The following is a 14,391-nucleotide window of genomic DNA, read 5'->3' on the forward strand; positions in this document are numbered from 1 at the left end:
TGGCCGAGATCGAGCAGGCCCGCGCGGCCGGCCCGATCGAGGTCGAGGTGCTGCTGCCTGGCGAGACAGGCGCCAGCCAAAAGGGCGAACTCACCTTCATCGACAATTCCGTCGACCGCTCGACGGGCACGATCACCGCACGGGCGACGATCGGCAACGGCAAGTTCACACTGCTGCCGGGTCAGTATGTCCGGGTCCGGCTGCATGTGAAGCAGCAGGCCGATGCGCTGATGGTGCCGCAGACGGCGCTGGGATCGAGCCAGCTCGGCAAATATCTCTACGTCGTCGGCAAGGGCAACACGGTTGACCAGCGCATCGTTTCGCTCGGCCCGATCAGCGGCGATCAGGTGGCCATCCTGAGCGGCGTGGCCGAGGGCGACCAAGTCATAACAGGCAATCTGCAGAAGATCGGACCGGGAATGCCGATCTCTCCGCTACCGGAAAAGCCGGCGACCTGAACACCCCCGTCAGGACCGGCTTCAGCGGCGCCTCCGGCCAGTCAGGTCGGGGGCGCCGTTTTCGCCAGCAGCTCCACCAGGCCGGCCACATCGGCACGATCGGCCTTGGCCGGCGGCATGAACGCGCAATAGGGATGTCCGAGGCGAACCGAGATGGAGGACGGCGCGATCAGCCGCCCCGCCTTCAGATCGGCCTGCGCCAGGACGCGCTGGCCAAGGGCAATGCCCAGACCCAGCCTTGCCGACGCAATCGCCAAGCTGGACAGGCCGACGCGCCGGCCGTGCGACGGGTCTGGTGCACGGCTGCCTCCCGATGCCGCGAACCAATCCGCCCAGGTCGGATGGGAGGCATAGTTCGGCCCCCAATTGGTATGGATGAACAGGCTCTCATGCAGGTTCGCCAGTCCCTTATCGCCATTGCCATGGCTGTGCCAGAACTCGGGCGCGCAGACCGGCAGGACATCGTCATGGACGAGCCGAACGAGTTTCAATGCCGGATAATGATAATCGCCATAGCTGATGCGAAGGTCGATGTTCTGGCGCATCAGGTCGACCGGATCGTCCTCGACGCGGACGTCGATGGCCATGTGGGGAAAGGCATCGAGAAGCACGGCCAGTCTGGGCGCCAGCCAGAGTTCGGCCAGTGAAAACGGCACGCTGACGACAAGACGCGTCCGCAAGCCTCCCTCCAGCATCCGCCGGCCGATCGCCGCGATGTCGCCCAGCGCACGCGCGGTCTGCGGGTAGATGGCGTGACCGGCATCGGTGAGCACGATGCGGTTGCCGCGGCGCACGAAGAGCTGTTTGCCGAACCAGGACTCGAGATTGCGGATCTGCTGGCTGACCGCCGCCGAAGACACGCCGAGTTCGCTCGCGGCCAGCGTGAAGCTCCCCGCACGGGCGGCGACCTCGAAAGCCCTTATGGCATTCAGCGGAGGCAGCCGTTCCACACCGGGCTCCATAAGTTTTTCTTTGCCAACACTAATAATTTTCCGCGTTGAGAGAAAGATTTTTTTGTCGTCTGCTGAGCTGCGAAACCTGGAGCCGTGGCTATGAAAGACATTCTCGATCTCGACCGCTATCCCCTCGATCGCGAAGGCAGCGCCGAATGGCAGCGTCTCGTCGATCAATCCGCCGCCGCTCTCGAAACCGATGGCATGTTCAATCTCGAAGGCTTCCTGCGTCCCGGTGTTGCGGAAAGGGCGGCCCAGGAAATCCAGCCGGCCATGGCGGCTCGGTCGCATGTGCACAGGCGCATGCACAACATCTACTTCAAGCCCGACATCCCCGAGCTTGCCCCCGATCACCCGGCTTTGCGCAAAGTCGAGACCATCAGCCACACGGTCTGCGCCGATCAGATTCCCGGCAGTATCGTGCTCGCCATCTACGAATATGAGCCGCTGCTGCGCTTCCTCGCCGCGGCCATGGGGAAAACGAAGCTGCATGTCATGCAGGATCCGCTGGCGCGCGCCAATGTCATGGCCTATCGCGCCGGTGAAGCCCTGAACTGGCATTTCGACCGCTCGGAATTCACCACCACCCTCCTCCTGCAGGCGCCGCAGCGCGGCGGCGATTTCGAATACCGCACCGATCTGCGCTCGGACGACAATCCCAACTATGACGGCGTCGCCAGATTGCTCGAAGGCCGTGATCCCGACGCCAGGATCCTGCGTGTGAAGCCGGGCACGCTCAACGTTTTCCGTGGCAAGAACACCGCGCATCGTGTCACCACCGTCGAAGGCGACCGCGAGCGCGTGATCGCGGTTTTCTCCTACTATGAGAAGCCGGGCGTCATGTTCAGCAGCGAGGAGCGCATCGGTTTCTATGGCCGCGCGGCCTGAGCGCCGATCGTTTCGACAACGCGAAGTCGCGGTGATCGAAATAGGGGTAGAGAATTTGAATCCGACCTCTTGTTAGATTGTCGACAATCTGTTTGTCTTGCTTTCGGTTTTATCGGGAACGGCCGAATGGGAAAAACGGATTTCAGTCCGATCGCGGATACGACGCGCCGCGCCGAGATCGTCGCGCTGTTGAGACGCGCGATCCTGACCGGTCAGCTGGAACCGGGCCAGAAGCTCAACGAGCTCCGGATATCAGAACAGATGCGGGTGAGCCGCGCGCCACTGCGCGAGGCGATGCGCGAACTGGTGCAGGAAGGCATCCTGACCAGCATTCCCTATGCCGGCACCTTCGTCATCAACGTCACGGCCAAGGACATCGACGACGCCTACTCGCTCAACAAGGTGCTCGACGAGTTCGCCATCGAGCGGACATGGAAGCAGCGCGACGAGCGTTTCTTCGACGAGCTTGACCGGCGCCATGACGCCGTGAAGCAGGCGACACGCAACCGCGACACCACAAGGCAGATCGAAACGGCGCTACAATTGCATGGCCTGATCCATGAATGGGCCGACAATTCGGTCCTGCTGGAAACCTGGCAGCGGCTGACCAGCCGGTTGCAGATGTATTTCGCGCTGCACCAGCAGGCACGCAGGGAAGCGGTGCCGGCCGAAGACGTCCACGAGACCTATGTGCGGCTGCTCAAGGGCACCGACATGCGCGCCGCGCAACGCCATGCACGCGAGCACATAGACCTCGATTTCGAAGAGCTGCTTGCCTACGCCCGCGACCTCGAACAGCGCCCGTCGAAGGGCGCTTGATCTCCCAGACATCCTAGCAACGGACACACACGTGCTGATCGAAGCCATAAAAGCCTACCATGTCGTGCAGCCCTTCGTGGACGGGCCTTACCGCATGTCGAAGGGTCGCGTCGCCGACGCCTTCGACGCGGTGATCGTGTCCATCACCTCCGACAGCGGTCTGACCGGCTGGGGCGAGATGGCGCCGCTCGGCAATTTCTACTCGCCGGCCTTCGCCGCCGGCGTGCGCGCCGGCGTGGCCGAAATCGCGCCGCATCTCATCGGCCACGATCCGCGCGGACTGGCCGGGATCGGGCGGCTGATGGATACGGTGTTCAAGGGCCATCCCTACATCAAGTCGGCGCTCGACATGGCCTGCTGGGACATGGCGGCACGCGCCGCCGACGTGCCGCTGGTCACGCTGCTCGGCGGCCAGGAGAGCGAGACCGCCGAGCTCTACAAGGTCGTCACCCATGGCAGCGTCGATGCCATGGCCGCATTGGCCAAGCGGATCGTCGAGGACGGCTTCCACCGGCTGCAGGTCAAGGTTGGCGGCCATGTCCATGACGACATCGAGCGCGTCACCGCCGTGGCCGCTTCGGTGCCGAAGGGCACTGTCATTTTCTGCGACGCCAATGCCGGCTGGACGCCTTATCAGGCGCGCCAGTTCGTCGACGCGACACGCGCGATCGATTATACGTTCGAGCAGCCCTGCACGACCATCGACGAATGCATGTCGGTGCGACGTTCGCTCGACAAGCCAATGGTGCTCGACGAATCCGTCGCTTCGCTGGACGACATGCTCGACATCCACCGCAAGGGCGCGGCCGACGGACTGACGCTCAAGATCTCGCGACTGGGCGGCGTGACGAAGACACGCCAGATCCGCGACCTCGCCGTCGACCTCGGCTTCATGGTCACCGTCGAGGACACCGGCGGCGCCGAGATCGACACCGCAGCCATGGCACATCTGTCGCTATCGACGCCGGAAGAGCGGCGGCTGCATGCGATCGCCTTTCACGAGTGGGTGACGGTGCGCACCGCCTCGAACATGCCGCCGGTGACGGGCAGCCGCATGGGCATTCCGGCGGGGCCGGGCCTTGGCATCGACGTCGTTCCCGACCTGCTCGGCGCGCCGTTCTTTGCGATCGGCCGCTGAGATGAAAATCCGCGCCATTAAGGCCACGCCGATCAATCTGCGCCTCGAGGCCCCCTATGCCTGGGTGTTCGGCGAGCTCGACGGATTTTCTCCAACCATCGTCGAAGTCGAGACCGAGGATGGGCTGATCGGCTTGGGCGAAGCGCCGACGCCCGCGGCGGCCGCCATCATCAACGACGTCCTGGCTCAGCGTCTTGTTGGCCGCGACGCCTTCGACATCGCCGGCGCCGAGCATGTCTGCCTGCCCTACTGGACCGGCGTGCAATCGATCAACGACCGGACACGCATCATGGCTTTCGGCGCCATCGAGATGGCCTTGTGGGACCTGCGCGGCAAGGCGTGGAACCAGCCGCTCTACCAGCTGTTCGGCGGCGCCGTGCGCAAGGACATCCCGTTCACCGACTATTTCTCGCTGCGTGGCGACGGGCCGAAGGTCAAGGGCGAGACGACGCCCGAGCAGGTCGCCGACTATTGTGTCGAACTGCACGAGACATTCGGTACGACGTACTTCGAAGGCAAATTCTCGACGCAAGACCCGAAAGTCTCGCTGAGAATGGTCGAGCTGATCCGCGAAAAACTCGGCGACGATGCGATGATCCGCATCGATTCCAACCAGGCCTATTCGCTCAGCACCGCGCGCCGGCTGGCGCGGCCGCTGGAAGAGTTGGGCGTGCGCAACTGGGAGGATCCTGTGGCGACTGTCGAGGACATGCGGGAGCTGAGGCGCCACTGCTCGATCCCCTTCTCGACCCACAATATCGACATTGCCCGCGCCATGGACATGAAGGTGCCGGATGCGTTCGTCGGCAATCCGACCGTGCATGGCGGCATCGGGCGGATGCTGCGCTTCGTCGGCGCCTGCGAGCACGCCGGCATCGACTACTGGTGCTACAGCGGCGACAGCGGCATCGGCAGTGCCGCCTACCTGCATCTGTGCGCGGCGCTCGGCTGGATCAGGGAGCCGAACCAGTCGCTGTTTCGCATGCTGCCGATGGATGTCACCGAGGAAGGACCGTTCTCTCCCAACGACAATGTCGTGCGCGTGCCGGAAGGCCCCGGCCTCGGTGTCACTCTGTCGCGGGAAAACCTCGCCGCCTGTCACCGGGACTTCACCGAGAAAGGACCCTGCAACAAGTACCATGATCCGGCCCGGCCCGGGACCTATCGCCGCTTGCCGCTGAATTGAACGGCGGGCGGCCATGACGAGAAGCCAACCCCCGCGACGTTGGTCTGGAAGGTCGGCCACAGACGTTTGGAAGCAGCGCAGTCAACAATCCGGTGCATCCACGCCAACCGGGTGGACCGGAAAAAATCGCGTGCTACAGTCATGGCCGAAGGACTTCCGGCGGCCAGGCAGTGGAGCGATCCACACCAAATCGGCACTCATAAGAACACAGGGGAAAGGGTTAAACCCATGAGCAAGAACTACAGCATTCTCGACCTGATCCGGCGCAATCGCTCGCCGCTCGAAAACCACCTGATCGACGGGCTCGTCGACGGCAGGGTCAGCCGCCGCGACTTCATCCGCCACGGCAGCCTGCTTGGCCTGTCGCTGCCGCTTCTGGGCGGCATCACCACGGCCGCCGGGTTCGGAGGCATGCCATCGCTCGCCCGCGCCCAGGGCGCGCCCGGAGCCACCATTCGCGTCGCCAGCAGTGTCCCGGCGGCGACGATCGACCCGGTCACGATCGCCGATGCGGGCGGTCTCCTGGTCATGCAGCAGGTCGCAGAGTTCCTGTGCGTGGACGGCCCTGACCTGGTCCTGCAGCCGGCATTGGCCGAGAGCTGGAAGCCGAACGACAACGGTACGGTATGGACTTTCAAGCTGCGCAAGGGCGTCAAATTCCACAGCGGCGGCGAGATGAAGGCCGACGATGTGGTGGCCAGCATCGACCGCCTCGCCGACCCGGCAAACTCATCCAACGCATTGTCGGTGTTCACCGGCATCCTGCAGAAGGGCGCCACCAAGAAGGTCGACGACTACACCGTCGAATTCCACCTCGACGCGCCGAACGGCAATTTCCCCTACATGGTGTCGTCCGACAACTACAACGCCGTCATCATCCCGGCGAGCTACAAGGGTGACTACGAGACAAGCTTCGACGGCACCGGGCCGTTCAAGATCGAGAAATACACCGCCAAGGTCGGCGCATCCTTCGTCCGCAACGAGAACTACTGGGGGCCGAAGGCATTGCCGGAGCGCACCGAGTTCACCTTCTTCACCGATGTGCAGCCGATGATCCTGGCACTCCAGGGCGGCCAGGTCGACATCATCAACCAGATGCCAGTGCTGTCGGGCGTAGCGCTGCTCAGCGATCCAAACGTCGACATCATCAGCCTGAAATCGTCCGCGCACCAGCAATTGCACCTGCGCTGCGACGACGGCCCGCTGAAGGACCCGCGGGTGCGCCGCGCCATCGCGCTCAGCCTCGACCGCGACAAGCTGGTCGCCGGCCTGATGAAGGGCCGCGCCACGCCTGGCAACGACAGCCCGTTCGCCGCCGTCTATCCTTCGACCGACCCGAGCGTGCCGCAACGCAAGCGCGACATCGCGCAGGCCAAGCAGCTGATGGACGCGGCTGGCGCCGGCAAGGGCTTCAAGGTGACGCTGACCACCGAGCGCTACCTGGAAATCCCCGAATATGCCCAGCTCATCCAGAACTGGGTCAAGGAGATCGGCATCGAGCTCGAGCTCAATATTCTCGACCAGAGCGGCTATTATGGAGACGCCGTGTTCGGAAAGTCGAACTGGCTGGATTCAGTGATGGGCATCACCGACTACGGTCACCGCGGCGTGCCGAATGTCTACCTCGCGGCGCCGCTGAAGAGCGACGGCACCTGGAACGCGGCGCACTTCAAGAACAAGGACTACGACACGCTGGCGACCAGCTACATCGCCGCGCTCGACCTCGAGGCGCAGAAGGCTGACGCCGGCAAGATCCAGAAGCTGCTGCTCGAGGAAACGCCGGTCATCTTCGGCTACTTCTATGACTATCTGACGGCGACGGCGAAGGGCGTAGCCGGCGTGCAGCCGACCGCGATGTCGCAACTGTTCCTCGACAAGGCATCGAAGGCCTGAGCCTGAAGGGAAAGCCAATCCTCTAACAGCCAGCTCCCGCGCGGGGGCTGGCTCCACAAGGAGCCTTAGCCATTCTCTCCTTCTTTGTGCGGCGTGTATCCCTGTCGCTCGTCACGCTGTTCCTGCTCAGCATCATGGTGTTCCTGGGCGGCCAGGTGCTGCCCGGCAATGTCGGACGCGCCATACTGGGCCCGTTCGCCGACCAGCGCGCGGTCGATACGCTCAATCACACGCTCGGTGTCGATCGTCCGCTGCTCACCCAGTATGTGAGCTGGATCTGGAACTTCGTGCGAGGCGACATGGGCATGTCCTATGTCTTCCGCTCGCCCGTCGCACCCTTCGTCGTCGATGCGCTCGGCAATTCCATGAAACTGGCGGCGGTCGCCTTCATCTTCGTCGTGCCGATCGGCATCCTTGGCGGTGTCATCGCCGCGCTCAATCTCAACCGCCCGCTCGATCGCATCATCAGCCTTGGTGGCCTGTCGGTGACGGTGCTGCCGGAATTCGTCACCGGCATCATCCTGATCCTGATCTTCGGCGTCTGGCTGCGCTGGCTGCCGATCTCGGCCGCGTGGCCGCGCGATGCCGGCTTCTTCACCCAGCTCTACTACCTGATCCTGCCCTCGCTGCCGCTGTTCCTGGTGCTGTTCGGCTATATCGCCCGCATGGCGCGGTCCGGCATGATCGAGGCGCTCGATTCCGACTATACGCGAACAGCCGTGCTCAAAGGCCTGCCATGGCGCACGGTGATCTGGCGCCATGTGCTGCGCAACGCGCTGCTGCCGACCATCACCGTCATCGCGACGCAGACCGGCTACCTGATCGGCGGGCTTGTGGTGATCGAGACACTGTTCCGTTACCAGGGCATCGGCTCGCTGATCTTCACCGCCGCGCGCGGCAAGGACTTCCCGATGCTGGAATCCGGCATCCTGACCATCGGCATCGTCTATTCGGTGGCCACGCTTGCCGCCGACTTCCTCTACTCCGTGCTCAATCCACGCATCCGGCTGGGGTCCGACCAATGAGCACCATTCAGACCGCCTCGCCCGCGCCAGACGACACCCGCCGGCGCGGCCCGCTGGCGGAAGTTCTGTCCTCGCTGCTGCGTTCCGGCACCTTCCTGACCGGTCTCGTTATCGTGCTGTTCTGGGTCGCCTGCGCGCTATTCGGCGAACATTTCGCGCCCTACGACCCGCTTGCCGACGACATCATCAACGCGCTGGCGCCGCCTTCGGCCGAACACTGGTTCGGCACCGACCAGATCGGCCGCGACGTCTTCTCGCGCGTCATCGTTGGCTCGCGCGACATCCTGACCGTGGCGCCGCTGGCAACCTTGCTGGCGACCGTGGCCGGCACGGCGCTCGGCCTGCTCACCGGCTATTTCAGGGGCATTGTCGACGATGTCGTCAGCCGCGTCCTCGAAGCCTTCATGGCGATCCCCGTCGTCATCGTCGCGCTGTTGGCCATCGTGGCGCTCGGCACGTCCAAGACAACGGTCATCGTCGTCATCGGCCTCAGCTTCGCGCCGATCATCGCGCGCACCGTGCGTTCCGCCGTGCTCGCCGAGCGTGAACTCGACTATGTCGCCGCCGCGCAGCTTCGGCATGAAAGTGCCATGCATACGATGTTCGTCGAGATCCTGCCGAACGTCATTCCACCGATCCTGGTCGAGACGACCGTGCGTCTCGGCTACGCGATTTTCGCGGTGGCCACGCTCTCCTTCATGGGCTTCGGCATCCAGCCGCCGTCGCCCGACTGGGGGCTCTCGATCTCCACCAATTACGGCATGATCGGCGGCGGCTTCTGGTGGACGGTGCTGTTCGACGCCCTGGCGATCGCCTCGCTGGTGATCGGAGTCAACCTGGCGGCAGACGGCGTCCACGGAGCGCTCAATGACTGAACAGGCTGCCAACGCGCTGGAATTGCACGACCTTTCGGTTGCCTACCGGGTCGCCGGCCGCAACCGCGCTGTGCTTCGCAATCTCAGCCTCAACATCCGCCAAGGCGAGGCCTACGGTCTGGTCGGCGAGTCCGGCTGCGGCAAATCCACGGTGGCGCTGTCGGTGGTGCGCTACCTGCCGCGGAACGGCTCGATCACCGGCGGCGCGATCTCGCTCGACGGCCAGGATGTGATGAAGCTGGACGGCGAGGCGCTCAGACGGGCGCGGGCGGAAAGCGTCTCCATGGTCTACCAGGATCCGGGCAAGGCGCTGAACCCGTCGATCCGCATCGGCCGGCAACTGACCGAGATCTTCGAACTTGGCGGCACCTCGGGTCAGGCGGCCGAGGACCGGGCGATCGCCATGCTCAACCGCGTGCGCATCTCCGATCCAAAAAGCGTCATGCAGCGCTATCCGCATCAGCTTTCCGGCGGCATGCAGCAACGCGTGGCGATCGCCATGGCGCTTGCCAACGATCCCTCGATGCTGATCCTCGACGAGCCGACGACCGGTCTCGATGCGACGGTTGAGGCAGAGGTCCTCGACCTGATCGCGCAGTTACGCCACGAACTGTCGGCCTCGATCCTGTTCATCAGCCATAACCTCGCGGTCGTCGCCAACATGTGCGACCGGGTCGGCGTGCTCTATGCCGGCATGCTGGTCGAGGAAGGGCCGACGGACGTCGTATTCAACGATCCGCGCCATCCTTACACGGTGGCGCTGCTGCGCTGCCTGCCGCGCGGCGGCCAGCGCAAGGACCAGGGCCGGCTCGACACCATCCCGGGTTTCCTGCCCGGCATCGGCGCGGTGATAAAGGGCTGCGCTTTCGCCGACCGCTGTGCGCTCGCCGACGACCGTTGCCGCAACGAATTGCCGCCGCTCTATGATCTGGGCGGGCGGTTGTCGCGCTGCTTCTATCACGACAGGGCGCAGGCGCTGCCGCGCGCGACACCGAGCGACGTCGCGCCAGCACCAAAGGTGACGGCGCTGCCCGTGCTGCGCGTCGCCGGGCTCAACAAGACCTTTGCCAGCCACGGCCATGCATTGCGCGCCGTCAAGGACGTGTCGCTCGATCTACGGCCTGGCGAAACGCTCGGGCTGGTCGGAGAGTCCGGCAGCGGCAAGACGACCTTCGCCAGGCTACTGCTCGGGCTGGTCCCGCCGGACGCGGGCGGCACGATCGAACTGGAGGGCAAGGCGCTGGCGCCAAGGCTGCAGAACCGCAGCGACGACCAGGTCAAGGCGATGCAGATCGTCTTCCAGAATCCCGACTCGGCGCTCAACCGCTCGCATTCGATCCGGCACCTGATCAGCCGGGCGCTGAAACGCCTGGCGGGTTTGAGCGGCAAGGCGCTGGAGGCGCGCCTCAACGACCTCATTCGCTCCGTCCGGTTGACCGAACGGCACCTCGCGGTCAAGCCGCGCCAGCTTTCCGGCGGGCTGAAGCAGCGCGTCGCCATCGCGCGCGCCTTCGCCGGCGATCCGCGCATCGTCGTCTGCGACGAGCCGACATCGGCGCTCGATGTTTCGGTACAGGCGGCCATCCTCAACCTGCTCGCCGACCTGCAGGCCAAGGAAGACGTCAGCTATATCTTCATCTCGCACGACCTCGCCGTGGTGCGTTACCTCTCCGACAAGATCGCCGTGCTCTATCTCGGCCGCATCATGGAGCTTGGACCGTCGGAGGATGTCTTTTCCGGCCCGCATCATCCCTACACCGAGGCGCTGCTATCGGCCGTGCCCAAGCTCGACCAGACCGAGACGACGCGCATTCGGCTCGACGGAGAAATCCCAAGCGCCACCAATCCGCCATCGGGCTGCGTGTTCCACACGCGTTGCCCGCGAAAGCTCGGTGCGATCTGCGAGCAGCAGGAGCCGCCGCTGGCCGAGGCCCAGCCCGGCCATGCGATCCGCTGCCACATCCCCTACCCTGAGCTTGCAAGGCTGCAGGCGGCAGCGCCCGTGATCGAACCGGCATAGACCCAGCCCACATCGCCTGTAGGTGATCCTATGACATGGTCGGGCCGGCCGTGCCCAGGGAGCGGTCACCTTCCGAGAACCCCTGACCATCCGCCCAATCCCTGGTCAATATCCGCAGCCCGGTCAGCGCGACCTCCAGCACGTCCGACGAGACCGGATTGGAGGGATAGGCGAGATAGATCGGCCGCTGGAAGACCGGCGTGTTGTCGATGCGGCGCATCTCGCCGCGCTCGATATGGCCGCTGACGGCACTCAGCGGCAGATAGGCTGCCGCCTGCCGCGACAGCACATGCTGCATCCCGATGAAAACCAGCCCGGCCGAGATGGCTGGTTTCACCACGCCGGCAAAGGCGCGGTCGTGCTCGATACGGAACTCCAGCCCCCAATCCATCAGGATGTAGTTTTCCGTCCATGGTTTCGTCTGCGCGGCATGCTGGACGAGGACAACCTGATCGACGGCCAGAGTTTCGTAGACGATGCCGGGATGCGGGCGCGGCAGATAGAGGATGCAGATATCGAGAAGGCCTTCCGCCAACTGGTCAATCGCCAGGTCCGGGAAACTTCCCTCCAGCCGCAGCGCGACGTTCGGCCGCCTGGCGCGCATCCATTCGACCCAGGGCGAGGTGATGCGGTCCCACAAATAGGCGGGCGCCGTCAGCCGCAGCAAGGTCTCGTAGCCATCGGGCACGGCGATGTCCTGTCTCGATTGCTCCCAGGTGCGGGTGATGGAAGAGGCGTGCGGCAGGAACTGCCGGCCGGCCGGTGTCAGCGTGACGCCGTCGCGATCGCGCACGAAGAGCCGGCGGCCTAATTGCTCCTCCAGCCCCCTTATCCGCGCGCTGATGGTAGACTGGGCAAGATTGAGCCGGCTGGCCGCCACGGTGAAGCTGCCATGTTCCGCAACTTCCAGGAAACTGCGCAGGTTTTCGGTATCCATGCTCACACCCTGCATCGAAAATTTCGATGACCGCTATCAAAAAATATCGCTTTCCGACGGCAGACAACAATGACCTAGATGGCTGATCTTTCAAGCGCAAGCGAGGAATGCAGCCATGCCAAGGCGTTTCATGACGATTGACACCGCTCGCAAGAACCTGACAGCAATCGAAAATTCCGCTGTCGACGAGCTGCTCGCCGGCAGGATCGGGCGGCGCGATTTCCTCCGCCATGGCAGCGTGCTTGGCCTGTCCCTGCCCTTCCTGGGCAGCCTTGTCGCCGCGGCCGGGTTTGGCACACAGGCGGCACGTGCCGAGGGCAAGCCGGGCGGTACGGTGCGGGCGGGCGTCGCGACGCCGGGCGGCGCCATCGATCCCGTCACCTATTATGACAGCGGCAGCTACCAGCTGGTTTTCCAGAGCGCCGAATTCCTTTGCATCACCCAGCCGGACCTCACCTTGAAACCGGTGCTGGCGGAAAGCTGGTCGCCGAACGAGGATGGCAGCGTGTGGACCTTCAAGCTGCGCAAAGGCGTGAAATTCCACAATGGCGAGGACTTCAAGGCTGATGACGTCGTCGCGACCTTCGATCGCCTCGCCGATCCGGACGGCGCCTCGAACGCCCTTTCGGTCTTCAAGGGGCTGCTGTCGAAGGGCGGCACCCGAAAGGTCGACGAGCACACCGTCGCCTTCCATCTCGACGCGCCGAACGGCAGCTTTCCCTATTCGGTTTCGATCGACAACTACAACGCAGTCATCCTGCCGGCGAGCTACAAGGGGGATTACGAAAAGACCTTTGAGGGCACCGGGCCGTTCCGGCTGGAGACCTATACACCGAAGGTCGGCGCCACCTTCGTGCGCAACCCGGATTATTGGGGCGAGAAGGCCCTGCCCGACCGCCTCGAATTCAAATTCTACGCCGACGTGCAGCCGCGCATCCTGGCGCTGCAGGCCGGCGAGGTCGACATCCTCGATGCCGTCCCTCTCGATGTCAGCCAGGTGGTGCTGAACAATCCCGACATCACCGTACTGCGTGTGCCCTCGACCGCGCACCGCCAGTTGCATATGCGCTGCGACACCGGCCCGTTCACCGACAAGCGCGTGCGCCAGGCGCTGGCGCTCAGCATAAACCGCTCCAAGCTGGTCGATGGGCTCTGTCGCGGCATGGCGGCGACCGGCAATGACAGTCCGTTCGCGCCGGCCTTCCCGGCGACCGACAAAACGGTGCCGCAACGCGTCCAGGACATCGCCAAGGCCAAGCAGCTGCTCGAAGCCGCCGGGTTGGCGGACGGCTTCGACGTCACGCTGACGACGCTGCGTTATTCCGACATTCCCGGCTACGCACAGCTGTTCCAGAATTTCGCCAAGGCGATCGGTGCGCGTATCTCGCTCAACATCGAGGACCAGGACAAATATTACGGCAAGGCGGTCTTCGGCCAGTCGGACTGGCTGGACAGCCCGCTCGGGATCACCGACTACGCGCATCGCAGCGTGCCGAACGTCTTCCTGAAAAGTCCGCTGGTCAGCGACGGCCCGTGGAATGCCGCCCATTTCAAGAACCCGGCCTATGACGGCATGGTCACCTCCTATCTGAAAGCGCTCGACATCGGGGCACAACGCACAGCCGCCTCCGATATCCAGAAACTGCTGCTTGATGAGACGCCCGTCATCTTCAGCTATTTCCCCGACCTGCTGGTGCCGGTGCGCAAGAATGTCAGCGGCCTGCCGGCGATCGCGGCCGGGCTGCTGCTCGATCGCGTGTCGTTGAGCTGATCGTGCGCCATCGCCACGCCCTGAAAGAAGAAAAACGGGAGAGTATCATTCGCAAGCCCCATCTGCGCGGTCGCGGACCGCATTTCCCCCTGCTCGACACGATCACGCAGTATGAGTTCGAGCCGGGCTATGTCGCCTTCACCATGCCGACGCAAAAGCGGCTGCGCGTCCAGGTGGGAGCAATGGTCGTCGCCGACACCACCAGGGCACTGGTGCTCTACGAGTCCGACCATCTGCCGGTCTACTACTTCCCGATGAGCGACGTGCGCGAGGAATTCCTGCTGCCGAGCGCAACCACGACCGAAAGCCCGTTCAAGGGCGTCGCCACGCATTATTCGCTCAACACCGGCATCACCCTGGTCGAAGATGCCGCCTGGCGTTATCTCGACCCGGTTAAGGGTTCCCCGCTGCTGTCGGACTACATAGCC

At 64.2% G+C, this 14,391-nt stretch carries 13 protein-coding genes; 11 read left to right on the forward strand and 2 right to left on the reverse strand.

Features of this window, described 5'->3' with window-relative positions; translation table 11 throughout:
• Positions 1–458 (forward strand): efflux RND transporter periplasmic adaptor subunit (locus tag WC739_RS19920; protein ID WP_372954738.1); only part of this gene is annotated, 458 nt, incomplete at its 5' end.
• 41 nt (positions 459–499) lie between these two features.
• On the opposite strand, the gene WC739_RS19925 is transcribed toward WC739_RS19920, so the two are convergent.
• On the reverse strand, positions 500–1,408 hold the full coding sequence (locus WC739_RS19925) for a LysR family transcriptional regulator (protein WP_372954739.1): 909 nt from the start codon (positions 1,406–1,408) through the stop codon (positions 500–502).
• A 102-nt stretch (positions 1,409–1,510) separates the two neighbouring features.
• Here WC739_RS19925 and WC739_RS19930 point away from each other — a divergent pair, with 102 nt between their 5' ends.
• The 8 genes from WC739_RS19930 to WC739_RS19965 all read left to right on the forward strand — a co-directional run bounded on the left by WC739_RS19930 (position 1,511) and on the right by WC739_RS19965 (position 11,255).
• Positions 1,511–2,299 (forward strand): 2OG-Fe(II) oxygenase, encoded by a 789-nt coding sequence (locus WC739_RS19930; RefSeq protein WP_372954740.1) that lies wholly within the window; start codon positions 1,511–1,513, stop codon positions 2,297–2,299.
• A gap of 126 nt (positions 2,300–2,425) precedes the next feature.
• The gene (locus tag WC739_RS19935) at positions 2,426–3,118 is read left to right on the forward strand and encodes a GntR family transcriptional regulator (RefSeq protein WP_372954741.1); all 693 of its coding nucleotides are present in this window, start codon (positions 2,426–2,428) and stop codon (positions 3,116–3,118) included.
• Between the two features lie 31 nt (positions 3,119–3,149).
• The gene (locus WC739_RS19940; RefSeq protein WP_372954742.1) at positions 3,150–4,256 is read left to right on the forward strand and encodes a mandelate racemase/muconate lactonizing enzyme family protein; all 1,107 of its coding nucleotides are present in this window, start codon (positions 3,150–3,152) and stop codon (positions 4,254–4,256) included.
• A 1-nt stretch (position 4,257) separates the two neighbouring features.
• A complete protein-coding gene (locus WC739_RS19945) occupies positions 4,258–5,442 on the forward strand; it encodes a mandelate racemase/muconate lactonizing enzyme family protein (protein ID WP_372954743.1) in 1,185 nt (394 codons plus the stop codon).
• Between the two features lie 228 nt (positions 5,443–5,670).
• Positions 5,671–7,335 carry an ABC transporter substrate-binding protein gene (locus WC739_RS19950; RefSeq protein ID WP_372954744.1) on the forward strand — a complete coding sequence of 555 codons (1,665 nt, stop codon included), beginning with the start codon at positions 5,671–5,673 and terminating at the stop codon, positions 7,333–7,335.
• Between the two features lie 86 nt (positions 7,336–7,421).
• The gene (locus WC739_RS19955) at positions 7,422–8,360 is read left to right on the forward strand and encodes an ABC transporter permease (protein ID WP_372954745.1); all 939 of its coding nucleotides are present in this window, start codon (positions 7,422–7,424) and stop codon (positions 8,358–8,360) included.
• Positions 8,357–9,235, forward strand: coding sequence for an ABC transporter permease (locus WC739_RS19960; RefSeq protein ID WP_372954746.1), 879 nt, complete (start codon positions 8,357–8,359; stop codon positions 9,233–9,235). Before WC739_RS19955 ends, WC739_RS19960 begins: the two co-directional genes overlap by 4 nt.
• The gene (locus WC739_RS19965; protein WP_372954747.1) at positions 9,228–11,255 is read left to right on the forward strand and encodes a dipeptide ABC transporter ATP-binding protein; all 2,028 of its coding nucleotides are present in this window, start codon (positions 9,228–9,230) and stop codon (positions 11,253–11,255) included. The genes WC739_RS19960 and WC739_RS19965 overlap by 8 nt, the downstream gene beginning before the upstream one ends.
• Before the next feature lie 28 nt (positions 11,256–11,283).
• On the opposite strand, the gene WC739_RS19970 is transcribed toward WC739_RS19965, so the two are convergent.
• Positions 11,284–12,192 (reverse strand): LysR family transcriptional regulator, encoded by a 909-nt coding sequence (locus WC739_RS19970; RefSeq protein WP_372954748.1) that lies wholly within the window; start codon positions 12,190–12,192, stop codon positions 11,284–11,286.
• 115 nt (positions 12,193–12,307) lie between these two features.
• On the opposite strand from WC739_RS19970, the gene WC739_RS19975 reads away from it, so the two are divergent.
• Both WC739_RS19975 and WC739_RS19980 read left to right on the forward strand, forming a co-directional pair.
• Complete coding sequence (locus tag WC739_RS19975; protein WP_372954749.1) at positions 12,308–13,963, forward strand: ABC transporter substrate-binding protein; 1,656 nt, start codon at positions 12,308–12,310, stop codon at positions 13,961–13,963.
• Between the two features lie 89 nt (positions 13,964–14,052).
• Positions 14,053–14,391: DUF427 domain-containing protein (locus WC739_RS19980; RefSeq protein ID WP_372954750.1), on the forward strand; the 339-nt coding region annotated here is incomplete at its 3' end.

The organism is Mesorhizobium sp., from assembly GCF_041661565.1.
Lineage (GTDB): Bacteria > Pseudomonadota > Alphaproteobacteria > Rhizobiales > Rhizobiaceae > Mesorhizobium.

Excerpts from the sequence above, each read along its gene's own strand:
- WC739_RS19930 (WP_372954740.1), top strand. The coding sequence starts at position 1,511 with ATGAAAGACATTCTCGATCTCGACCGCTATCCCCTCGATCGCGAAGGC.
- WC739_RS19935 (WP_372954741.1), top strand. The coding sequence starts at position 2,426 with ATGGGAAAAACGGATTTCAGTCCGATCGCGGATACGACGCGCCGCGCC.
- WC739_RS19945 (WP_372954743.1), top strand. The coding sequence starts at position 4,258 with ATGAAAATCCGCGCCATTAAGGCCACGCCGATCAATCTGCGCCTCGAG.
- WC739_RS19950 (WP_372954744.1), top strand. The coding sequence starts at position 5,671 with ATGAGCAAGAACTACAGCATTCTCGACCTGATCCGGCGCAATCGCTCG.
- WC739_RS19960 (WP_372954746.1), top strand. The coding sequence starts at position 8,357 with ATGAGCACCATTCAGACCGCCTCGCCCGCGCCAGACGACACCCGCCGG.
- WC739_RS19965 (WP_372954747.1), top strand. The coding sequence starts at position 9,228 with ATGACTGAACAGGCTGCCAACGCGCTGGAATTGCACGACCTTTCGGTT.
- WC739_RS19970 (WP_372954748.1), bottom strand. The coding sequence starts at position 12,192 with ATGGATACCGAAAACCTGCGCAGTTTCCTGGAAGTTGCGGAACATGGC.
- WC739_RS19975 (WP_372954749.1), top strand. The coding sequence starts at position 12,308 with ATGCCAAGGCGTTTCATGACGATTGACACCGCTCGCAAGAACCTGACA.